The organism is Streptomyces sp. NPDC059452, assembly GCF_042750035.1.
Classification (GTDB): Bacteria; Actinomycetota; Actinomycetes; order Streptomycetales; family Streptomycetaceae; genus Streptomyces.
On sequence record NZ_JBHYVE010000020.1, the window covers coordinates 91,746 to 112,764 of the forward strand.

18 protein-coding genes and 1 riboswitch are annotated in these 21,019 nt (G+C 71.2%); of the genes, 4 read left to right on the plus strand and 14 right to left on the minus strand.

Annotated elements, in window-relative coordinates; genetic code table 11:
- Positions 1-13 precede the first annotated feature (13 nt).
- Complete coding sequence (locus ACFW9Z_RS24990) at positions 14-1,342, plus strand: MFS transporter (protein ID WP_384644617.1); 1,329 nt, start codon at positions 14-16, stop codon at positions 1,340-1,342.
- 180 nt (positions 1,343-1,522) lie between these two features.
- On the opposite strand, the gene ACFW9Z_RS24995 is transcribed toward ACFW9Z_RS24990, so the two are convergent.
- From ACFW9Z_RS24995 to ACFW9Z_RS25030, 8 genes are all read right to left on the minus strand, one after another.
- Positions 1,523-2,095 carry a PH domain-containing protein gene (locus tag ACFW9Z_RS24995; protein WP_384644619.1) on the minus strand — a complete coding sequence of 191 codons (573 nt, stop codon included), beginning with the start codon at positions 2,093-2,095 and terminating at the stop codon, positions 1,523-1,525.
- Positions 2,096-2,187: 92 nt separating this feature from the next.
- A complete protein-coding gene (locus ACFW9Z_RS25000; RefSeq protein ID WP_384644621.1) occupies positions 2,188-3,624 on the minus strand; it encodes a benzoate/H(+) symporter BenE family transporter in 1,437 nt (478 codons plus the stop codon).
- Positions 3,625-3,688: 64 nt separating this feature from the next.
- Positions 3,689-4,804 carry a PLP-dependent aminotransferase family protein gene (locus ACFW9Z_RS25005; protein WP_384644623.1) on the minus strand — a complete coding sequence of 372 codons (1,116 nt, stop codon included), beginning with the start codon at positions 4,802-4,804 and terminating at the stop codon, positions 3,689-3,691.
- 77 nt (positions 4,805-4,881) lie between these two features.
- A complete protein-coding gene (locus tag ACFW9Z_RS25010) occupies positions 4,882-5,955 on the minus strand; it encodes an alpha-hydroxy acid oxidase (RefSeq protein WP_384644625.1) in 1,074 nt (357 codons plus the stop codon).
- A 174-nt stretch (positions 5,956-6,129) separates the two neighbouring features.
- Positions 6,130-6,897, minus strand: a complete 768-nt coding sequence (locus ACFW9Z_RS25015; protein WP_384644627.1) for a sulfite exporter TauE/SafE family protein — start codon at positions 6,895-6,897, stop codon at positions 6,130-6,132.
- Positions 6,898-6,964: 67 nt separating this feature from the next.
- Positions 6,965-7,807 (minus strand): TauD/TfdA family dioxygenase, encoded by an 843-nt coding sequence (locus tag ACFW9Z_RS25020; protein ID WP_384644629.1) that lies wholly within the window; start codon positions 7,805-7,807, stop codon positions 6,965-6,967.
- A gap of 692 nt (positions 7,808-8,499) precedes the next feature.
- Positions 8,500-9,324 (minus strand): aldo/keto reductase, encoded by an 825-nt coding sequence (locus tag ACFW9Z_RS25025; RefSeq protein ID WP_384644631.1) that lies wholly within the window; start codon positions 9,322-9,324, stop codon positions 8,500-8,502.
- 122 nt (positions 9,325-9,446) lie between these two features.
- Complete coding sequence (locus tag ACFW9Z_RS25030; RefSeq protein ID WP_384644633.1) at positions 9,447-10,325, minus strand: alpha/beta fold hydrolase; 879 nt, start codon at positions 10,323-10,325, stop codon at positions 9,447-9,449.
- Between the two features lie 100 nt (positions 10,326-10,425).
- Between ACFW9Z_RS25030 and ACFW9Z_RS25035 the strand changes: the two genes are divergently transcribed.
- On the plus strand, positions 10,426-10,731 hold the full coding sequence (locus tag ACFW9Z_RS25035) for a hypothetical protein (protein ID WP_384644635.1): 306 nt from the start codon (positions 10,426-10,428) through the stop codon (positions 10,729-10,731).
- Positions 10,732-10,937: 206 nt separating this feature from the next.
- Here ACFW9Z_RS25035 and ACFW9Z_RS25040 read toward each other — a convergent pair whose 3' ends face one another.
- Positions 10,938-12,530 carry a DUF445 domain-containing protein gene (locus ACFW9Z_RS25040; protein ID WP_384644637.1) on the minus strand — a complete coding sequence of 531 codons (1,593 nt, stop codon included), beginning with the start codon at positions 12,528-12,530 and terminating at the stop codon, positions 10,938-10,940.
- Between the two features lie 142 nt (positions 12,531-12,672).
- Here ACFW9Z_RS25040 and ACFW9Z_RS25045 point away from each other — a divergent pair, with 142 nt between their 5' ends.
- Positions 12,673-13,917, plus strand: a complete 1,245-nt coding sequence (locus ACFW9Z_RS25045; RefSeq protein WP_384644639.1) for an SGNH/GDSL hydrolase family protein — start codon at positions 12,673-12,675, stop codon at positions 13,915-13,917.
- Positions 13,918-14,061: 144 nt separating this feature from the next.
- Here ACFW9Z_RS25045 and ACFW9Z_RS25050 read toward each other — a convergent pair whose 3' ends face one another.
- The 4 genes from ACFW9Z_RS25050 to ACFW9Z_RS25065 form a co-directional block, all read right to left on the minus strand.
- Positions 14,062-14,790 carry a DUF1707 domain-containing protein gene (locus tag ACFW9Z_RS25050; RefSeq protein ID WP_384644740.1) on the minus strand — a complete coding sequence of 243 codons (729 nt, stop codon included), beginning with the start codon at positions 14,788-14,790 and terminating at the stop codon, positions 14,062-14,064.
- A 176-nt stretch (positions 14,791-14,966) separates the two neighbouring features.
- Entirely contained in the window at positions 14,967-16,076 is a 1,110-nt protein-coding gene (locus ACFW9Z_RS25055; protein ID WP_384644641.1) for an ATP-binding cassette domain-containing protein, read from the minus strand.
- Positions 16,034-16,921, minus strand: a complete 888-nt coding sequence (locus ACFW9Z_RS25060; protein WP_384644643.1) for an ABC transporter permease — start codon at positions 16,919-16,921, stop codon at positions 16,034-16,036. The genes ACFW9Z_RS25055 and ACFW9Z_RS25060 overlap by 43 nt, the downstream gene beginning before the upstream one ends.
- Entirely contained in the window at positions 16,914-17,714 is an 801-nt protein-coding gene (locus ACFW9Z_RS25065; RefSeq protein ID WP_384644645.1) for an ABC transporter permease, read from the minus strand. Before ACFW9Z_RS25065 ends, ACFW9Z_RS25060 begins: the two co-directional genes overlap by 8 nt.
- A gap of 199 nt (positions 17,715-17,913) precedes the next feature.
- On the opposite strand from ACFW9Z_RS25065, the gene ACFW9Z_RS25070 reads away from it, so the two are divergent.
- The gene (locus ACFW9Z_RS25070) at positions 17,914-20,376 is read left to right on the plus strand and encodes a transglycosylase domain-containing protein (protein ID WP_384644647.1); all 2,463 of its coding nucleotides are present in this window, start codon (positions 17,914-17,916) and stop codon (positions 20,374-20,376) included.
- Positions 20,377-20,504: 128 nt separating this feature from the next.
- Here the strand turns inward: ACFW9Z_RS25070 and ACFW9Z_RS25075 are convergent, their stop codons facing one another.
- Positions 20,505-20,825 carry a multidrug efflux SMR transporter gene (locus ACFW9Z_RS25075; protein WP_018488630.1) on the minus strand — a complete coding sequence of 107 codons (321 nt, stop codon included), beginning with the start codon at positions 20,823-20,825 and terminating at the stop codon, positions 20,505-20,507.
- 36 nt (positions 20,826-20,861) lie between these two features.
- A riboswitch (guanidine-III (ykkC-III) riboswitch) is annotated at positions 20,862-20,920 on the minus strand.
- Between the last annotated feature and the right edge of the window lie 99 nt (positions 20,921-21,019).

Sequence of the window (21,019 nt, forward strand, 5' to 3'; positions counted from 1 at the left end):
GCAGGGAGACCCCATGTCCGCAGCACCAGAGAACGTCATACCCAAGGCCCCGACCCCCGCCCCCACCGCGCCCCGCCCGGCCCACCGCGACGCCAACGTGCTGCGCTGGCTCGCCGCGTACACCATCTCGCTCATCGGCGACAGCATCTACTTCGTCGCCCTCGGCTGGTCGGCCCAGAAGGTCGCCGGGCCCACGGAGGTCGGCCTGGTCATGGCGGCCGGGGCGCTGCCGCGCGCGCTCCTCATGCTGGGCGGTGGCGTGGCGGCCGACCGGTTCGGGCTGCGCCGGATCGTGCTGGGCAGCGACGCCGTACGGTGCGTCCTCATCCTCGCGGTGGCGGCGGGAGTCGCGGTCACCGCGCCCGCGGTGTGGATCCTGGTGGCACTGGCCCTCGCGTTCGGGGCCGTGGACGCGCTGTTCGTCCCGGCCGTCGGGGCCCTCCCGCCACGCATCACGAGCCCGGACCAACTGGCGCGCGTCACCGGCATGCGTACGCTGTCGATGCGGGTCAGCCAGATCGCGGGGCCGCCCCTCGGTGGCCTGGCCATGGGGGTGGGCGGTGCGTCGGCCGCGTTCGCCGCCGCGGGGCTGCTGTTCGCGCTGTCGCTGCCGCTGCTGCTGGCGGTACGGCTGCGCCCGCTGGGGGCGGCGCCCGAGGCTTCGGACGTACGTGGTGACGCGGCGGGCGGTACGACAGCGGCACCGGACGACGCACCGGCACCGGCTCCCGGCAGCGCCTGGCAGGACCTTCTCGGCGGTCTGCGTTACATCCGCGGCCACCGCCTCATCGGCCCGCTCATCGCGGTGACCGCCATCAGCGAGTTCGGGCTCACCGGGACCCTCAACGTGGGCATGCTGCTGCTCAACGGCGAGCGGGGCTGGGGACCTTCGGGGTACGGCTGGATCGTCAGCGGCTTCGGGGCCGGGGCCACCGTCGGGGCCGTCCTGCTCACCGTCACCGGCCGGCTCCCCCGGGCCGGACTGACGATGGCCGGAACCCTGCTCACCGGGTGCGCGGGCGCGGCCGCCATCGCCCTGGTCCCGACCTTGCCGTACGCCGTGGCGCTGGCTGCGGGCGTAGGTCTGGCCATGGGCATCTGCGGCACCCTGGCCAACGCCCTCGTACAGACGGCCGCCGACCCCGCGTACCTGGGCCGGGTCACCTCGGTCATCATGCTCACCACGGTGGGCCTGGCCCCGCTGAGCTACCCGGTGGTCGGGGCGGCGATCGGGGTGTGGGGGGTGGCGCCGGTCTTCGTCGGCTGCGGGGTGTTCGGGAGTGTGGGGGTGGGGGTTGCTCTGGTGTCGGGGGCGGTGCGATCGGCGGAGTTGGCTCGGTAGCCATAGTCGGGAGGCGGGGGCGGGGCGGGAGGCGGGGCCGGTTTGGAACGGAGCTCGGGTGGGGGGAGCTCGTTGCGGACTCGTCGACGGGCGGGAACAGCCGATGGCCGCCGCGCCATGTCATGCGGCGCCGCGGCCACCACCTCCGGACTTCGCCCCCGAAAGAACCAGCCGAGATTCCTAGCTCCAGGTTCCCCAGATCCCGGCCGCTGACAGCAACATCAAAACCGGCAGCGGCACGAAGGCCAGGTCGAACCAGGTGAAGTCCGGAGAACGGGTCGACGGCACAGGGTCCCGCACCACCGCCCCCTTCCTCAGCACACCACGCAGCTGCGAAGCGGCCTGCTCGGTCCGGCCACGGTCCAGCATCGAGGCCGAGAAGGCGAACACGGGCACCTCGTATCCGTCCGCCAGGACAACCGTCATCCCGTTCTCCGTAGAGATCAGGCGAATCTCCCTCGCGTTGATCCAGCTCCGCCCCATCAGGCCGACGACCAGCAGACCTTCAGGATGAGCCTCGACCCGTGGCCGCCCGACGGCTCGCCAGCCGACCCGCATACAGAAGAGGACGAGCATCGCGACCGTCACTCTGTCCGGCACCGAAGACCTGTCGGCGTGCGCCACGAGAACCCAAGCACTCACCGAGCCGCCGAGAACCAAGGCAACGATGCCGATGATCGGCCCACTCTTGCGGCGGAGCACCACCACCGGAGATTTCCCGGGGAACGGGATCGGCCTGAGTGCAGTAATCATCAACAAAGCACCTGTCCCCCACCACTGAAGCCACCGGCGCCGCAGGTGGCCGAGGCCATACTGGCGTTGCCGCTCATGTTCAGCGCAGTCTGCTACGCGTCCAGCGCCCCCTTCGGGGCGGGGGCAGGTACGGGGTTCTCCTCCCGGTCCCGGCGCCGCCGCCTTCGTACAGGAAGTGCCGAGAGTGCCGCGTGTGTCGCCAGTCCCAGGAGCAGGCCCCAGCACGCCGATCCGATTCCGCCGAGGGTGACGCCGGAGGCCGTGGTGAGGAACGTGACCACCGACGCGTCCCGGCCCCGCTCGTCGGCGAGGGTCTGGGCCAGGCTTGAGGAGATCGTGCCGAGGAGCGCCACCCCGGCGATGACGGCGATCAGTTCGGCGGGCAGCGCGGCGAAGAGCCCCACCAGGGCGGCGCCGCAGACGCCCGTCAGCAGGTAGAAGAAGCCGCTCGCCAGACCGGCCACGTAACGGCGCCGGGGGTCGGGGTGGGACTCCTCGCCCGTGCTGATCGCGGCCGTGATCGCCGCCAGGTTCACCGCGTGTCCGCCGAGCGGGGCGAGCGCCGATGAGGTGAGGCCGGTGGCGGTGATGAGCAGCCGGTCGTTCGGGCGGTACCCGCAGGCGGCCAGTACGCCAAGCCCGGGGGCGTTCTGCGAGGCCATCGTGACCACGGCCAGCGGGACGGCGATCCCCACGAGCGCCGCGCCGCTGAACTCCGGTGCCGTGAACACGGGCAGGGTCCACCTGATGTCCATGGGCGTGCTGTGGAAACCCGGTGCGACGGCGGTGGCGAGTACCGCGGCGACGAGCGCTCCGGCGACCGCGTACCTGGGTGACCTCTGCTTCACCGCCAGATACGTGGCGAGGGCCGCGAGCACCGGGAGGGGTGCGGTGTCCAGCGCCGAGAACAGGCCCGCCCCGAAGGAGAACAGCACCCCCGCGAGCATGCCCGCCACGATCCCGGGCGGTATGCGCCGCATGATCCGCCCGAAGACGCCGGTCAGGCCGATCAGCGCCATGAGGAGGCCGCTGATGATGAAGGCCCCGACAGCCTCGGGGTAGGAGTAGTCCCCGAGGCTGCCGACGAGGACGGCGGCGCCCGGTGTCGAGAAGGCCGTGATCACCGGCATACGGGTCCACCAGCTGAGCACGGCGCAGGTCACGCCACTGCCCACGCACGCCGCCCAGACCCAGGACGCGGTCTGCTCGTCGCTGAGGTGACCGGCGGCCGCCGCCGCGAGGACCACGAGGAGGGGGCCGGAGCACGAGACCGTGACGGTGACGAGGCCCGCGACGACGGCGGAGAGCGAGGCGTCCCGCAGGACCCCGGGGCGCCCTGCCTCCGGCCCGATCGCCTCCGGCCCGATCTTCCACGCGGGTTCCTGTTCCTTCGCCCCTTGGTCCGGTGTCTCCTGGACCGTTGTTCCTTGGTCCTTCTCTTGTACGGGAGTTCGTACGGGGGGCTGTACGGGGTCCTGTACGGGATCCTCCCCGGCGCCGTCCTCGGTGCTCTGCCCGGCCGTGGTCATCGTGCCCTTCCCCCGACGTGCGGCTCCCGCCGCTTCCCGTACCCCGTGTCTGCCGCCCGGGCCGCTACCCGGCCCGTTGCGCCACCGCCGCGAGCCCGGCCACGCCCGCCGTGAACTGTTCGCCGTCGAGCGACTGGAACGGCAGGCGCAGGAACACCGTTCCTGCGGGGGGTGCCGAGTCGGCCGGGTAGAAGGCCGAGCCGCGGGTCAGGGCGATGTTCTCAGCGGACGCCGCGGCGAGCAACTTCTCCTCGGTGGTCCGGACCGGCAGGTGCACGCTGATGTAGTAACCGCCCTCGGGCACGCACAGCGCGACGTCACCGAGGACCTTGCGCACCGCCTCGACCGCGGCGTCGTGGCGCGGGCGCAGCAGTTTCCGTACCTCCTCGATGTTCTGCCGCACCAGCCCGCTCTCGAAGGCCCGTGCGGCCACCGTCTGAAGCAGCGGGGCGGGTGACAGGTACGTGCTCTCCGCCAGTGCGGCCAGAGCGCGCGGGACACCGGGCGGGGCGATGACGTAACCGACCCTCAGCCCCGGGCTGAGGATCTTGCTGAGCGACCCCATGGTCAGCACCCGGGCGCCGTCGACCTCGTCCGCGAGTTCCCCGAGGAGCGTGGGGGCGGTGCCGTCGAAGCGGAGTTCCCGGTAGGGGATGTCCTCCAGGATCGTGAAGCCGAACTCGGCGGACAGGCGTACGAGTTCGCGCCGCTTCTCCTCGCTCGTCGTCACACCGCTGGGGTTCTGGAAGTCGGGGATCACGTAGACGAACGCGGGCACCTCGGTGCGCAGGCGCTCCCGCAGGACGTCCAGGTCGAGTCCGTCGTGCCGCAGCGGCACCCCGGAGACCCGCCCGCCGTGCCGCTCGAATATCTGGACGGCGCGGTCGTACGTCGGTGCCTCGGCCAGGACCAGGTTGCCGGGGGCGTCCTTGAGGAGGTGGGCGGCGAGCAGGTCGAGAGCCTGGAGCGAGCCGTTGGTGACGAAGATCCGGTCGGGGTCGACGGAGTGGAACGCGCCGAGCTGGTCCCGGAGTTCGCGGTCTCCGGTGTGGTGGCCGATGGGCGCGTACTGGAAGACCCGGTCCGGTTCCGTGGAGAGAATCGTGCCGGTCAGCTCGGCGATGGCGAGGGAGGGGATCGCTTCGAGCGGAGGGATGCCGCGCGAGAAATGGACGGTCACAGGGTGTCTCCTTGCCTGGGGAAGGGGTCGGCGGATGGCCCGGAGCCGTGGCTCAGGGCATGGCCCGGAGCCGTGGCTCAGCGGGCCCTGATCGCGAAGTCCGCGTCGATGTCCGCCACGGAGTCCGCGCCGAGCTGGAGCAGCGTGTCCTCGATCTCGCTCCGGAGGAGGTCGAGCACCGCCTCGACCCCCTGCTGGCCGGCCAGGCCGAGGCCCCAGAGGTAGGGGCGGCCGATGCACACCGCGTCCGCGCCGAGCGCGAGGGCCTTGACCACATGGACGCCGGAGCGGACACCGCCGTCCAGGAGCACCAGCGCGCGGTCGGAGATCGCGGCGGCCACCTGTTCCAGGGCGATCAGGCTGGGCACCGCTCCGTCGAGTTGGCGTCCACCGTGGTTGGAGACGATCACGCCCTCCACGCCGAGGCCGACGCACCGTTCGGCGTCCTCGGCCCGCAGGACGCCCTTGACCACGATCGGCAGGTTCGTACGGCTCCGGATCCACTCCAGGTCGTCCCAGGTCAGCGGGAGCCGGTCGATGCGGGCGCCCTCCGGGATCTCCCCCGTGAGCACCCCCAGCGAGCGCAGGTTGCCGAAGTCGACGTGGGCCGGGGTACGGAAGCCCGCGCGCCGGGTGCTGATGCGGCGTGCCGCGTAACTCGCGTCGACCGTGACCACGAGCGCGGTCGCTCCGGCCTCCTCCGCCAGGGCGATCGTCGCGGCGACGTCGTCCCGGGACCGGTAGGCGTACAGCTGGAACCAGGAGTCGCTTCCGACGGAGCCGGTCACGTCGGCGAACACGTGATGGCTGTCGGTGCTGACGATCGACACAGTGCCGGCGGACTCGGCGGCGCGGGCGGTCGCGATCTCGGCGTCCTCGTGGAGCAGCCGCTGGGGGCTGGTCGGGGCGAGGAGGACCGGGAGCGCGAGCCGCTGCCCGAGCAGGGTCACCGAGGTGTCGGGCTTCGCGCCCGAACCGCCGAGGGCGCGGGGGCGCAGCCAGACCTGGTCGAAGGCGTCCGTGTTGGCACGGACGGTGAGCTGGGTGTCGGCTCCGCCCGCCACATAGGCCCAGGAGGCGGCGTCAAGAACGGATCGGGCGGCGTCTTCGAAGTCGGTCAGGGTCAGCAGCCCGGATAATTCCCTTGCCATAAAACCTCTTCCGTCGACTGGTGGGTTTCTGTCAGAGGGCGAGTTTCTGCAAGAAGGTGGGTTTCTGCCAGAGGGCGGCTCCTGTCAGACGATGAGTTTCTACCGGACGGCATGTTTCTGCCGGACCGCATGTTCCTGCCGGACAGTGCGTTTCTGTCAGATGCCGAGTTTCTGTCAGACGAACTGGTCGAAAGCCATCTTGGCCACCATTCCAGTGACCACGAGAACCAGAACAATCCGAACGAACCCGGACCCCCTTTTCATCGCGGTACGTGATCCGATCATCGCGCCGGCGATGTTTCCCACGGCCATTCCGAGCCCGAGGGCCCACAGGACGTTTCCCTGCCAGGCGAAGACCGCGAGGGCCCCCAGATTGGACGAGGCGTTGATCACCTTCGCCATGGCCGCGCTCTCCAGGAACTGTGTCGCGAGAAGGGTGGTGAAGGAGATGATGAGAAAGGTGCCCACGCCGGGCCCGAAGACCCCGTCGTAGAAGCCGATCCCGACACCCGCGATGAGGATCGCCGCAGTGCGGCGGCGCGGAGTGACGACGATGTCCCGCTGCTGCACCCCGAAGCTGGGCCGGAAGGCGACGAAGAGCGCCACCATGACGAGCAGGGCCATGATGACGGGCCGGAAGAAGCTCGTGGGGACGCTCGACGCGGACAGGGCACCGAGGGCGCCGAAGGGGACCGCGAGTCCGGCGGCGGGCAGCAGCACCGAGCGGTCGAGTGCGGTACGCCGCTGGTACATGTACGCGGCGGTCGTGGTGCCCATGACCGCCGCGATCTTGTTCGTGCCCAGCGCCACCGCCGGCGAGTACTGGGGGAAGGTCAGCAGGAGCACCGGGATGAGCAGAACCCCGCCACCACCGACCACCGCGTCCACCCAGCCGGCCGCCGCGGCGGCAAGGAGCAGGCCGAGCACTTCGTACAGTTCCACTCTTCCTCATTCACCATTTCACATCGAACGGCCCCGGCTCCCGGCGGCCGGGGCATCGTCCGCCGGGTCAGAGGACCCCGCGGATCTCCGTCATCGCGGGCAGCACGCGAGGGTGCCACATCATGCGCTGAGCCCACAGAGGGGTGGTGCGCAGGGAGTAGAAGCGCCGGAGCCACCGGTCATGCCCGTCGTAGCGGGGGGTGAAGGCGCTGCGCCCGTGCACGACGACGTGGTTGTCCAGGACGACGAGGTCGCCCGGCGCGAGCACCAGATCACGGCAGACCTCCTCCAGCGCCCCGGTGAGGGCCCGCAGCGCCGCCCGTGCCTCCGGTTCGGAGCCCTGGGTGTTGTGCGAGTTGAAGCGCATGAACGGGCGGTCCGCCGGTCCGAAGATCACCGGGTGGGGCCCGGCGGAGGGGCGCGGCCCCGCGATGTTCCGCGCGAAGGAGGTCGGGTACAGGCTGTGGAACTGCGGCTTCCGCAGCTCCGCCACCTGTTCGTCCGTCAGCAGGGGCAGTGCGTCCCGTACGGACGAGACACGGGTCGCGGCGATCCGCTCGTGGTCCTGACGCAGGCAGAGCAGGCCCAGGTAGTCGGGGCGCAAGGGGTGGTGCACGTTCTCCGTGTGGAAGTCGAAGGCGACCGAACCGCTGTTCTCGATCCGGGTCTCCTCCCCTCGTACGGGATGGACGTCATGGAACAGGGCACCGGACTTCTCGTCCTGATACCCGGTCAGCGAGCCGAGGAGATCCGCGACGAGCATGAGGGTCCCGTTGGTGGGGTGCCTGTCGAGTACGTGCGCTTCATGAGCCTGCGGAGTCTTCGGGAGCTCACCCACCGGGACACCGCGAAGCAGGCAGAATCCGTCGGTCCCCTCGTCCGCGCCGAAATCGAGAACCGTTTTTCGCATACCCTCGGGGAGATCCAGGAGGAGCCCCGAAGCGACGATGGGGAGCGAGCCCGACAAATGCGCGGCGAGCGCGGACAACTCACCTACCTTATCCGCCTCCGACTCGCTTAATCGGTATTCGTTGAGAGCCTGGGCAACTATTCCCACAATCCTTCACCGATTCCCGTCTGCATGGCTTGCCTTTTACGCCGAAAAACGTATCCCGGGGCCATTCTTTCCGTCAACAATCCGTTTCGGACAGTGACGCCCGCTGTAAACAGGTCCGACATTACGGATGTTCTCCACCCATGACCCCTTAGCGGGAAAAGTGCCGCAATACGGCCGTCGCGGTAAGGGATGTAAACCCGGTTGGTGCTGCCGATCCCCTGCCGTGAGCTGCCTCTACGGCGCCAGATGTACGGGAGATGAACGGGGCAAATCGCCCCTCCAGGGGGCTTCACGGCCCACGCTTCGACACTCACAGGGGCCCCTCGGGGCTGGTTTCACGCCATCCGGACCAGGAGAAACAGAGAACGGGCAGGGGTGTGAAGGCAGTCACACGCGTCACGGGAGCCTCACGCCCTGCGGGGCGGGGCTCCGGGGAGGAGTCAGTCCCGCCCCGGAGGGCCTCGCCGCCCTCACCGCTCCTCTGCCCTCACCGCCCCTGTGCCCTCACTGCCCCCTGCCGCCCCCTCCCCATCCCCCTGTCCGTCTCACCCCTTCAGCCGGTCGTACTGCTCCTGGCTCAGGGCCACTTCGGCCGCCGCGACGTTCTCCTCCAGGTGGGCCACCCTCGCCGTGCCCGGGATGGGGAGCATGACCGGTGAGTGGGCGAGGAGCCAGGCCAGGGAGACCTGGGTGGGGGTGGCGCCGAGTTCGGCCGCCACGGCGGCCACCTCCGCGTTCGCGCCCGCGTCACCGTGGGCCACGGGGCACCAGGGCAGGAAGGCGATTCCGGCGGCCTCGCAGGCGGCGAGCACCGGTTCGTGCTCGCGCTCCAGGAGGTTGTAGCGGTTCTGCACGCTCACCACGTCGATGAGGGCCCGCGCCTGGTTCAGCTCGTCGACCGTCACCTCGGAGAGGCCGAGGTGACCGACCTTGCCCTCGGCCTGCAACTCGCCCAGCGTTCCCAGCTGTTCGGCGAGCGGGGTCTCCGGGTCGATACGGTGCAGCTGGAGCAGTTCGATCCGCTCGACGCGCAGTCGGCGCAGGGCCAGGTCCACCTGCTCCCGCAGCACGGCCGGGCGGGCGTCCAGGCCCCATTCCCCCGTGTCCGCCGAGCGTGCGACGCCGACCTTCGTGGTGATCAGGAGATCGTCCGGGTAGGGGTGCAGCGCCTCGGCGAGCAGCTCCTCGTTGGCGCCCCCGCCGTACAGGTGGGCCGTGTCGATCAAGGTGACGCCCAGCTCGACCGCCCGGCGGGCGACCGCGAGGGATCTCGCACGGTCGGGGGCCGGTTCGGTGGGCAGTCGCATGGCTCCGAACCCGAGCCGGTGTACTTCCAGGTCCCCGCCGATACGGAACGTCGTGCTCTTCAACTCGCCTTCTTTCCTAAGGTGGTTGAGCCCACCGAGTGGCGTCGGCCCAGCCATGACCCTCGTGTGCCGGGTCCAGACCTTATACCGGTGACGTCCAGCCACCCGGAGCCCGGTCCTCAGCCTCAGGCCCGGGCCCCTCCCCCGCCCACCTCCGCCAGAAACGCCGCCATCTCCCCGTACACCGCCGCCGGATCGTCCAGGTGTACGTCGTGCCCCGCGTCCGGGACCACGGCGATCCGCGTCCCCGGGCGGCGCTCGGCCATGCGGTCCGCCTCCCGCTGCTTCAGCATCCCCTTCCCGGCCCGCACCACCAGCACCGGGCAGCGCACCTCGTCCCACGCGTCCCAGTAGTCGCGGTGGGCGTTCTCCTGGACCGTGGCGACCATGACGTCCCGGTCCACGCGCGGACGCAGTCCCCCGGGGCCCGGGACGAGCCCCGCCGCCCAGGCCCGGCCCGCCGCTCCCCCTCCGAAGAACGCGGCCGCCGCCCCGGCGTCCGGGAACGGGACCGGCCACGAGTCCAGCCAGGCCCCGATGGTCTCCGGCAGCGACGGGCTCGGGCCGCCCGGCCCCGCCTCGATCAGGACCAGGGCGCGGACCAGCTCCGGGTGGGCCGCCGCCGTGAGCAGGGCCGTGAGGCCGCCCATGGACTGGCCCACCAGGACCAGTCGGCCGGTGGGGAGGCCGAGCGCCTGGGCGACCTCGACCACATCCCGTACATGGGCGGCCCGGGAGACGTCCGCCGGGCGGCGGGTACTCGCCCCGCTGCCCCGGGCGTCGAACGCGACCACCCGGTGCGTGGCCGCGAACCTGGCCGTCAGCGCGTCCCACTCACCGCAGTGGCCGGCCAGGCCGTGCAGCAGGAGGAGGGGCGGGCTGTCGACGCCTCTGCCCCCGGCGTCGCCCTCGCCGTCATCAGCGCTGTCGGTGCAGAACAGGCGCACCGGGCGGTCTTCCTCGTCCCTGCCCGTCACCGTGATCGTCCTTGCGGTCGTCCCCATGTGCCGCCCCTCCCCCTCGTAACCGTCAGCGGCCAGAGGTTAGCCTCGCTCGGAGAGACGGGCACACGGATATACGGATACGAAAGTGATGGTGGCGGCGATGGCGAAGGTTCCGGCAGCGGCAGTGGCGGCGAGCGGGCTCGTCGGGGGTTACGGCGTCGCCCGGTGGACCAAGAAGCGTCCGCTCGGCGGGGTCGCGCTCGCCGCCGCCGGGGCCCTCTCCGCGTACGAGTGGAACCGGCAGGCCGGACCGCGTGCGGCCACCGCGCTGACGGTCGCGTACGTCGCCGCCTTCGCCGGTTCGCACCCGCTGGCCAAGAAGGTGGGCGCCTGGCCCGCCGTCTTCGCCGTCGCGGGTGGTGTGGCCGCCGCCTCCTGGGCCGTCACCCGCCGCTCCACGGTCTGAGGGCTCTCCAAAAGAAGTCCGCGCCGCGTTGAACACTCGCCGCGCCACGCCCGTACTACCGGGCAACTCCCCCGCGTAAGCCGGGTGCGTACCCGTACGACAGGACGGGTACGCACCCGGAACCCACAGCTCCGTAAGGCCCTACAGCTCCGCAAAGCCCCTCAGGCCCCACGGCCCCCACAGCCCCCATAGCCCAGTGAAACGGCTCAGCCCCCCAGCGCCCGCGACACCGTGTGGATCGCCAGGCCCGCCAGCGCGCCCACCACCGTGCCGTTGATGCGGATGAACTGGAGGTCGCGGCCGATGTGGGCCTCGATCTTCTTCGACGTCTGGTCCGCGTCCCAGCTCGCCACCGTCTCACTGATCAGTGAGGTGATCTCGGCCCGGTACGTCGTGACCACGTACACCGCCGCGTCCTCCAGCCAGCCGTCCAGCTTGCCCTGGAGCCGCTCGTCGCTCGACAGCTTGGCGCCCAGCGACATCAGGGAGGCGCGGGCCCGCAGCCGCAGTTCGCTGCGCTCGTCCTCGGCCGCCGCCATGATCATCGTACGGACGGAGGACCAGGCCGACGCGATGACGTCCTGCACCTCGTCCCGGCCCAGGATCTCCGACTTCAGCCGCTCCACCCGGGCCCGGGTGTCGGCATCGCCCTGGAGGTCGGCCGCGAAGTCGGTGAGGAACGTGTCGATGGAGGCGCGCGCCGGGTGGCCCGGCATGTCCCGCATCTCCGTGACGAACCGCAGCAGCTCCTTGTAGACCCGCTCGCCCACCCGCTTGTCCACGAAGCGCGGGGTCCACCCCGGCGCCCCGCCCTGCACCGCGTCCATCACCGAGGCACCGTGCTCCACCAGCCAGTCGTGCGCCCGTACGCAGACGAGGTCGACGACCTTGCGGTGGCCGCCGTCCTCCACCACCCGCTCCAGCATCTTGCCGAGACCGGGGCCGACCTCCACCGCGTTGGCCCGCCGGGTGATGGCCTCGCCGACCACCGCCTGGACGTCGGAGTCCCGCAGCACAGTCAGCGCGCCGCGCAGCGCGGTCGCCAGCTCGGCGGTGACCCGGTCCGCGTGTTCCGGCTCCGACAGCCACGCGCCGACCCTCCGGCCGACCCCCAGAGCGTGAATTCGGTCACGAATGACGTCTCCGGAGAGAAAGTTCTCGCCGACGAAGGAACCGAGGGACTGTCCCAGCTGATCCTTCTTGGTGGGGATGATGGCGGTGTGGGGGATGGGCAGGCCGAGCGGGCGCCGGAAGAGCGCCGTGACGGCGAACCAGTCCGCCAGAGCGCCCACCATCCCCGCCTCGGCAGCCGCCGCGACGTAGCCCGGCCAGCCCTCCACACCTGAGTGCTCCGCCCAGGTGGCCAGGACATAGACGAGCGCGACGAAGAGAAGGAGGCCGGTCGCCGTGATCTTCATGCGCCGGACGCCGCGCTGCTTCTCCTCGTCGGCGGCGGTGTACGCGAACGAGGCGAGCGGGCCCGCAGCCAAGGGGGCCCCACCGGAGCCACCGGAGCCACCGGAGCCTCCGGACCCGCCGGAACCGGCGGACCCGGCCTTCCCGGACCCGCCCGTCACCGGCGCCGCCCCGAGCTCCTTACGGGTCCGGGTCCCGGTCCCGGCCCGCGCTCCGGAACCGGCCCGCGTTCCGGAACCAGCCCCTCCGGAGTCCGGGCCCTGCCCAGGCTCCCCGGACTCCCCGGACTCCCCCGACTCGCCTGGCTTCCCCGGCTCCCCTGACTGCCCTGACTCCCCTGGCTGCTCCACCGCGTCCTGCCCTCCGGAACCGGTCCGTTCCATGCGCTCCACCCGTCCGCGTACGCCTCGCCCCCGTGACGTACGCATTGTCCCTACTTCCCCTACTCCCGGGCCGCACGTCGAGTTCCCCGCGGCCTGTCGCATCATGGGACCAGCACGATCATCACAAGGAGAACCGCCGCACATGCCCAGCCGCCAGGGGTACGCCCTGCTCATCGCCCTCGTGGCGGGCACCGCCGTACTGGCCGCCGTCGCCGCCGTGCTCGGCACCCACCTGTTCGCCGGGACCCGGCCCGCCGCGCCCCCGCCCGCCGAGACGCACGCGGCGGCCCGCAACCCGGTCGCCCCCGCCAACGCCGCCGGGAACTGGGTCGCCACCTGGACCACCGCACCCGTCGGCCCGGAGCCGGACACCGGCAAGGGCTTTCCCGGAAGCACCATCCGTAACGTCGTGCACACCAGCGTCGGCGGGGACGCGGCCCGGATCACGCTCTCCAACCTGTACGGGACCACCCCGCTCCTCGTCGACCGGGCCACGGTCAACACCCGCCCGGTGACGTTCGACGGCGCCTCCGCCGTCACCATCGCGGCGGGCGGACGGGTCGTCAGCGACCCGGTCGTCGTACCGGTCGCCCCCGACTCCGACCTCCAGGTCAGCTTCCGCACCCCGCGCGCGAGCGGCCCGGTCACCTACCACCCCAACACCCACCAGACGTCCTACCTCGCCGACAACAAGGGCACCTGGTCCACCACCCGCTGGCGCTACCTCACCGCCGTGGACGTCCGCAACGAGGCCGCACCCGGCACCGTCGTCGTCATCGGGGACTCGCTGACCGCGGGCAGCGGCTCCACGACCGACGCCAACACCCGCTGGACCGATGTCCTCGCCGACCGGCTGGGCGGGCGGTACGGGGTCGCCAACGCGGGCATCGCGGGCAACCGGCTCCTCACCCAGGGCTCGGCGGGCCAGGCCGGGACCGACCGGTTCGAGCGCGATGTGCTCTCCGTCACCGGGGCGCGCACCGTGATCGTGGCCCTCGGCATCAACGACGTACAGCAGGCGCCCCAGGAGACCGACCCCCGGCGCATCGTGGCCGGCCTGCGCACCCTCGCCGAGCAGGCGCGGGCCCAGGGGCTGACCGTCGTCGGCGCGACGCTCACCCCCTTCGAGGGCTTCCCCACCTGGACGCCCGAGCGCAACGCCGTACGGCTGGCGGTCAACGCGGAGATCCGGGCGGGTTCCGTCTTCGACGCGTACGTGGACTTCGACGAGGCCGTACGCGACCCGTACGCGCCGAACCGGCTCCGCGCCGCGTACGACTCCGGCGACCACCTGCATTTCAACGACGCCGGGTACCGGGCGCTCGGCGAGCGGGTGGACCTGACGACCGTGGAGCGGGCCCGCACGCCGGAGTCCGACGAGCTGTGAGGTGACGTACAGGGGTGACGTACGGGGGTGACGTACGGAGACAGGCAGGACAGGCCAAGGCCGACTCAGGCCGGGCCGGGGGCCGGGCCAGCCCAGCCCAGCCCAGGTCAGACCAGCCCAGGCCCGGCTCAGCCCAGGCCCCGCTCAGCCCAGCTCCTTGCGTCCCCCGCCGTCCTCCGGGCCCTTGTCCAGGCCGGCCAGCCGCTGCCGTTCGCGTACCGCCCGCTCGGCCTTCTCGATCTCCTCGGCCTCCTTCAGCCGACGGCGCTCCGCCTTCGTCCGCTTGCGCTCCACGCCGACGCCGCCCATCAGGGCGAAGCCGGTGATCCGTACGTGCGGGGCGTCCGGGGCGGGCTCGCCGTCCTCGTTCGGGCCCTCGCCGAAACCGCCCATGATGCCGATGCCCCGGACGTCCACGTTCAGCTCCGGCGGGGCCGTCACCTGGAGGCCGCCCATGATCGTGAAGCAGCGGATGACGATCTCGCGGTCCTCGAAGTTCGCCTCGCGCAGGTCGATCTCGCCGCCGCCCCACATCGCGAACGCGGTGAACTTCCGGCCCACCGTCCAGCGGCCCTTCCGGCTGAAGCCGCTCCAGAACGCGAACGCGCCCTTGGAGGTGGCGGTGCCGCCGATCCGCGCGGGCCAGCTCGCGGCGGAACCCCGCAGCGGGGCCGGGGCGGAGGAGCCCACCGGGGTCACCGCCGTGCCGGGGGCCGGAAGGTCCCGGACGAGCGGCTCCAACTCCCCGTGCGTACGGGCTGCATAGGCCGTTTCGAGGCGCTGCTCGAACTCGTCCATCTCCAGCCGGCCCTCGGCCACGGCCTCTCTCAGCAACTCGGCGATCCGCTCACGCTCAGCATCGGAGGCACGCATTTCCGGACGTTCACTTGTCATACCGCGCAGCCTATTGAACGCACCCGTTCCCAGCACAGACGTGCAGGCCCAGGACCTGCGCGCGTCGGCCGGAAAGGCACCTCAAAGGGCCGTGCGAGGGGCACCTCAAAGGGCCGTGCGAAGGGCACACCTCACGGCGGCCGCCTCGTACATCTTCACGGCGCCGCCTCGTACATCTTCGCGATCACGGCCTCGATGTCCGGCTCCCGCACCGACAGGTCCAGCAACGGGTAATCCGCCGCGATCCGCGCCACCAGCGGGGCGGCCGACATCGAGGCGGGGAAGGCCAGCCACTGTCGCGGGCCCTCCACCTTGACCGCCCGCAGAACCGGCCCCGATCCCGGCCCCGACCCCTCCGACTCCAGCACGATCGGCGGGAGTTCGCGCTCCAGGTCCACCACGAGCATCCGCTCGCTCTCCCCCACCTCATGGAGACCGGCGACCGAACCGTCGTACATCAGACGGCCGTGGTCGATCACCATCACCCGGCGGCACAACTGCTCGATGTCGGTCAGATCGTGCGTCGTCAGCAGGACCGTGGTCCCCCGGTCCGCGTTCAACTCCTTCAGGAATTGGCGCACCTTGGCCTTGGAGACCACATCGAGCCCGATCGTCGGCTCGTCCAGGTAGAGCACCTCCGGATCGTGCAGCAGGGCCGCCGCGATATCGCCGCGCATCCGCTGCCCCAGGGAGAGTTGCCGTACGGGTACGTCCAACAGCTCGCCCAGGTCGAGGAGTTCGACACAGCGGTCCAGGTTCTCCCGGAACCGCCGGTCCGGGATGCGGTACATGCGGTGCATCAGCCGGTACGAGTCGCGCAGCGGCAAGTCCCACCAGAGGGTGGTCCGTTGGCCGAAGACCACACCGATGCGGTGGGCCAGGCGCGTACGTTCCCGGGAGGGGTCGATGCCCGCCACGCGCAGGCTGCCGCCGCTGGGGGTGAGGATGCCCGTCAGCATCTTGATCGTGGTCGACTTGCCCGCCCCGTTCGGGCCGATGTAGCCGACCATCTCGCCGCGCGCCACCTGGAAGCTGATGCCGTCCACGGCCCGGACCTCCTGCCGCTCCCGGCGCAGCAGACCGGCCTTCCGGCGGACCTGGAAGACCTTCTCGACGCCGTCGAGGGTGATGAAACCCTCGCCGCCCACGCCCGTGACCTGTTGTGCGAACCCGTCCACCGTTCCCGACTCCCTTTCCTTTCCGTTTCCTTCCCTCAACTCCCTCAACTGCCCGTACTCCGGTACGCCCGCAGCCCCGCCCGCCATCCGAGCCCCGCCATCGCCCAGCACCCCGCCGCGACCACCGGCGGCAGGAAGGCCACCCACTGCGGCAGGTCCAGCGGGTACTCCCGGTCCAGCACATACAGCGCGGGCAGCCAGCTGACGAAGGCCAGCGGGACCACGAACGTCACCCCGCGCACCAGGTCCTTCGCGAAGATCGTCGGCGGATACTGGAGCAGCGTCGTCCCGCCGTACGTGAAGGAGCTCTGCACCTCCGAGGCGTCCTGGGCGACGAACTGGAACGCCGCCCCGCCCACGAAGACGGCCCCGAAGATCGCCGCGCCGCTCACCACCATCAGCGGCAGCATCAGCGCCTTCAGCGGCGTCCACGCGATGTCCAGGGTGAGGAGGGCATAGCCGAGGACCACCAGCCCCTGGACGATCCGCCCCATCCGGCGCAGCGCGAACCGGTCCGCCGCCACCTGGGCCAGCACCGGCACCGGCCGCACCAGCAGCGTGTCCAGCGTTCCGTCGCGCACCCGCCGGCCCAGCCGGTCCATCGACCCGAGCAGCAGATCGGTGAGCCCGAACGCGGTCGCCGAGACCCCGTACAGCAGGGCGATCTCGGGGAGCGTGTAGCCGCCCAGCGCGTCGACGTGCGTGAACATCAGCAGGATCGCGACGAAGTCGAAGGCGGTCACCGCGAGGTTCCCGAGCGTCGTCATGACGAACGAGGCCCGGTACGCCATCGTCGAGCGCACCCACATCGCCACGATCAGCCCGTACGCGCGCACGCCCTCCAGCAGCCGGGGCCGCTCCTCGTACGCGAAGTACGCGACGCCTCCCGCCTCCCGGCTCTCCTCGGTCCGCACCGCCACCGTGTCAGCCACCCTGCACCACCACCCTCCTCGTCGCCACGGTCTGGAGCAGCCGCCCCGCCAGCAGCAGCGCCACCGCCCAGCCACCCTGGAACGCGTACACCTCCACCAGCCCCCACCCCGTGTGCTTGCCGAGGAACACATCGGCCGGGATCTGGAGCAGCGAGGACCACGGCAGCATCCGGGCCACCTCGCCGAGCAGCCCCGGGAAGAGGTTCAGCGGCAGCAGCATCCCGGAGAAGAACAGCCCCAGCAGCCAGGCGATCTGCATCGCGCCCGCCCCGTCCAGCAGCCAGAACGCCGACAGCGCGACCAGGTAGCGCACGGCGAAGCTGACGACGATGCCCAGCAGGACGGAGACGAGGAACGCGAGCCACGTCCACGGTGAGCCGGGGAGCGCGAGATCGAAGGCGAGCGCCCCCAGGAACATCGGTGCGACCCCCCGGCCCAGCAGATGGAACACCGCCCGGCCCAGGTCCCCCGCCAGCCACCAGAGCTGGAGGTCGGCGGGGCGGTACAGGTCGACGGCGATGTCCCCCGTACGGATCCGCTCCATCAGCTCGTCCTCGAAGCCGCCGCCCATCATGGCGCAGGCCATCAGCAGGGCCTGCCCGAGCCAGACGTACGTCAGCGCCTGGGAGGTGTCGTACCCGCCGAGCTGCGGGCGTTCGGCCCACAGGGCGGTGTAGGTGTACGCCAGGATGAACCCGAAGACGGTGTTGGTGAACACCCCCGCGGCCGTCGCCGTCCGGTAGGTGGCGTAACGCCGGAACCCGCCCGCCGCCACCACTGCGTACAGCCGCACGCCGTCCCCTCCCCCTCTCTCGACACCAAAGCGACCGACGCTAGTACAGGGGCGAGAACGGCCGCGACCGCTTTTCCGGAAGCGGCGAAGGAGGGAGCACGGAGACGGAGAACGGGGGAGATCGGAGGATGATACGAGGGTTTCCCGGCGAAACGGGCACTATGGGAGAACTGACCGCACCCGAGGAGCCCCCACCGACATGAGCGACGCGCCACAGAACTGGGCCCCTCGGGACCCCTCAGCCTCGGGAAGCTCAGGAGGCCCGGGAAGCTCAGAAGGCCCGGGGAGCTCGGGAAGCCCGGGAAAGCCGGGACAGAAGAAGGGGCGCACGAAACGCCCCAGGCGGACCGGTTGGCGCCGCCTCTTCCCGACCTGGCGGATGCTCGTCGGTGGTTTCCTGGGCCTCGCCCTCCTGCTCGTCGGCGGGTTCTTCGCCGGGTACCAGCTCGTCGAGATCCCGGCCGCCAACGCCGGCGCCGACGCCGAGTCCAACGTCTACTTCTACCAGGACGGCACCGTCCTGGCCCGCGACGGCGAGGTGAACCGGGAGAAGATCAAGCTCTCCCAGGTGCCCGACACCGTCCAGCAGGCCGTGCTCGCCGCCGAGGACCGCGACTTCTACCACCAGCCCGCCGTCGACGTACGGGCCATGTTCCGGGCCGGGTGGAACACGGTGACCGGCAAGGGCAAGCAGGGCGGCTCCACCATCACCCAGCAGTACGTCAAGAACTACTACCTCGGCCAGGAGCGGACCGTCGTCCGCAAGGCCAAGGAGTTCTTCATCGCGATCAAGCTCAACCGCGAGCAGAGCAAGGACCAGATCTTCGAGGGCTACCTCAACACCAGCTACTTCGGGCGCAACGCCTACGGCATCCAGGCCGCCGCCCAGGCGTACTACGGCAAGAACGTCGAGGACCTCACCACCGCCGAGGGCGCGTACCTCGCCTCCCTCCTCAACGCCCCCAGCGCGTACGACGTCGTCGCCCGCCCCGGCAACAAGCCCGCCGCCCTCAGCCGCTGGAACTACGTCCTGGACGGCATGGTCAAGGAGGGCTGGCTGGACTCCGGCGAACGGTCCACGACCGAGTTCCCCGTCCCCGGCGAGGCCAAGCCCTCCACCGGCCTCTCCGGACAGCGCGGCTACCTGGTGCAGGCCGTCGAGGAGTACCTGACCGGCAACGGGATCATCGACGAGGAGACCCTCGCCACCGGCGGCCACCGCATCACCACCACCCTCGACAAGAAGAAGCAGGACGCCCTCGTCGAAGCGGTCGAGAAGAACGTCATGGCGAAGCGGAGCAAGGACCGCGAGGCCGACCGGAACGTGCGCGTCGGCGGCGCCTCCATCGTCCCGGAGAGCGGCGAGGTCGTCGCGATGTACGGCGGCATCGACTACACCCAGCAGTACGTCAACAACGCCACCCGCCGCGACTACCAGGTCGGCTCCACCTTCAAGCCGTTCGTCTTCACCTCCGCCGTCGCCAACGGCTCCGCCACCCAGGACGGCCGGCGCATCACCCCGGAGACGTACTACGACGGCACCAACAAGCGCACCGTCCAGGGCGCCCAGGGCTCCACCGGTTACGACCCCGCCAACGAGGACGACGTCGACTACGGGCAGATCACCGTCCGTACCGCCACCGACAAGTCCGTCAACTCCGTCTACGCGCAGATGGCGCAGGACGTCGGCCCCGAGAAGGTGCGGGAGACCGCGGTCGCCCTCGGTATCCCGGCGAAGACCCCCGACCTGACCGCCTCCCCCTCCATCGCGCTCGGCCCCGCCACCGCCAGCGTCCTGGACCTCACCGAGGCGTACGCGACCCTCGCCGACCACGGCCGGCACCGCCCGTACACCCTCGTCGACAAGGTCAGCAAGGACGGTACGGAGATCGAGCTGCCCGACCGGAAGGCGGAGCAGACCGTCACCCGCGAGGCCGCCGACACCACCACCGCCCTCCTCCGCTCCGTCGTGGAGGGCGGCACCGGCTCCGCCGCCCAGGCCGCGGGCCGCCCCGCCGTGGGCAAGACCGGTACCGCCGAGGAGGACAAGGCCGCCTGGTTCGCCGGGTACACCCCCGACCTCGCGACCGTCGTCGCCGTGATGGGCCAGGACCCCGACTCCGGCGCCCAGACCCCGCTGTACGGAGCCCTCGGCCTGCCCCGCGTCAACGGCGGAGGCGTCCCGGCCGAGACCTGGGCCGCCTACACGGAAGCGGCCCTGCGCTCCTCCCCGGCCCAGGAGTTCGACCTGGAGACGGCCCCCGGCTCCGACGAACCGCAGGCGCCCGGCGACGAGGAGAACGGAACCACCGGACCGGCCACCCCGGACGGCTCCCCCTCCGGCGCCTCCCCCAGCACCCCGGCCGACACCACCCCCGCCCCGCCGACCGCCCCCGCCCCGCCGGGCAACGACAACGGGACCGGAGCGGGAGCCGGAACCACCGGAAACGGAACCGAAGGCACCACGGGCGGCGGAACGGGCGGTACGGACGGAACAGGCGGTACGAACGAGGGGGCGACCGGCGGCGACGGCGGAGCCGGAAACGGCACGGGCACCGAGGGAGGCGGAGGCGCTCCCGGGGAGAACGGCGACGGCGGTACGGGGGCCTTCGGCGGCGGCTTCATCGAAGGCGTCCAAAGCGTCGGCCACCCGAGCGGCTGAGCCCCCGGCCACCCGGGCGGATGATCCCCCGACCTCCCGGCCCCCGGCCCCCGCCCCCCGGCGCCTCACGCACTCAGGGGCCGGAGGCACCTTCGCTGCGGAGGCACCTTCGCTGCCCGGAGGTAGCCTCAGTGCCCGGAGGTCGCCTTCAGCCCCACCACCGCGACCAGCAGCAGACAGACGAAGAAGATCCGGGCGGCGGTCACCGGCTCGTTCAGCACGACCATGCCCAGGATCGCCGCACCGGCCGCGCCGATGCCGACCCACACGCCGTACGCCGTACCGATCGGCAGCGTCTTCGCGGCATGGGACAGCAGCACCATGCTCGCCACGATTCCGAGGCCGGTGAACACGCTCGGCCACAGCCGGGTGAACCCCTCGGTGTACTTCATCCCGATCGACCAGCCCACTTCGAGCAGACCGGCGATGATCAACAGAACCCAGGCCACGGCAGAACCTCCGACGACAACATGCGAACGAACACGGATGCGTCGTCTTTGCCTGCCCGGTACGGCGCGTCTCGTCGGGGTGGTTCCACCGTAGCAAGGAAAGGCGGGAGGGGGGGGGGGGCAAGGGGACCCCCCCCCCCCCCCACCAAAAAGCCGAAACCACTATCTTATAAAAAAAATAAGCGGCCGACGGA

Coding starts and splice junctions, on each gene's coding strand:
- ACFW9Z_RS24990 (WP_384644617.1), top strand. CDS start 14: ATGTCCGCAGCACCAGAGAACGTCATACCCAAGGCCCCGACCCCCGCC.
- ACFW9Z_RS24995 (WP_384644619.1), bottom strand. CDS start 2,095: ATGATTACTGCACTCAGGCCGATCCCGTTCCCCGGGAAATCTCCGGTG.
- ACFW9Z_RS25035 (WP_384644635.1), top strand. CDS start 10,426: ATGGCGAAGGTTCCGGCAGCGGCAGTGGCGGCGAGCGGGCTCGTCGGG.
- ACFW9Z_RS25000 (WP_384644621.1), bottom strand. CDS start 3,624: ATGACCACGGCCGGGCAGAGCACCGAGGACGGCGCCGGGGAGGATCCC.
- ACFW9Z_RS25030 (WP_384644633.1), bottom strand. CDS start 10,325: ATGGGGACGACCGCAAGGACGATCACGGTGACGGGCAGGGACGAGGAA.
- ACFW9Z_RS25010 (WP_384644625.1), bottom strand. CDS start 5,955: ATGGCAAGGGAATTATCCGGGCTGCTGACCCTGACCGACTTCGAAGAC.
- ACFW9Z_RS25070 (WP_384644647.1), top strand. CDS start 17,914: ATGAGCGACGCGCCACAGAACTGGGCCCCTCGGGACCCCTCAGCCTCG.
- ACFW9Z_RS25050 (WP_384644740.1), bottom strand. CDS start 14,790: ATGCGTGCCTCCGATGCTGAGCGTGAGCGGATCGCCGAGTTGCTGAGA.
- ACFW9Z_RS25040 (WP_384644637.1), bottom strand. CDS start 12,530: ATGGAACGGACCGGTTCCGGAGGGCAGGACGCGGTGGAGCAGCCAGGG.
- ACFW9Z_RS25055 (WP_384644641.1), bottom strand. CDS start 16,076: ATGGCGGGCGGGGCTGCGGGCGTACCGGAGTACGGGCAGTTGAGGGAG.
- ACFW9Z_RS25045 (WP_384644639.1), top strand. CDS start 12,673: ATGCCCAGCCGCCAGGGGTACGCCCTGCTCATCGCCCTCGTGGCGGGC.
- ACFW9Z_RS25020 (WP_384644629.1), bottom strand. CDS start 7,807: ATGCGAAAAACGGTTCTCGATTTCGGCGCGGACGAGGGGACCGACGGA.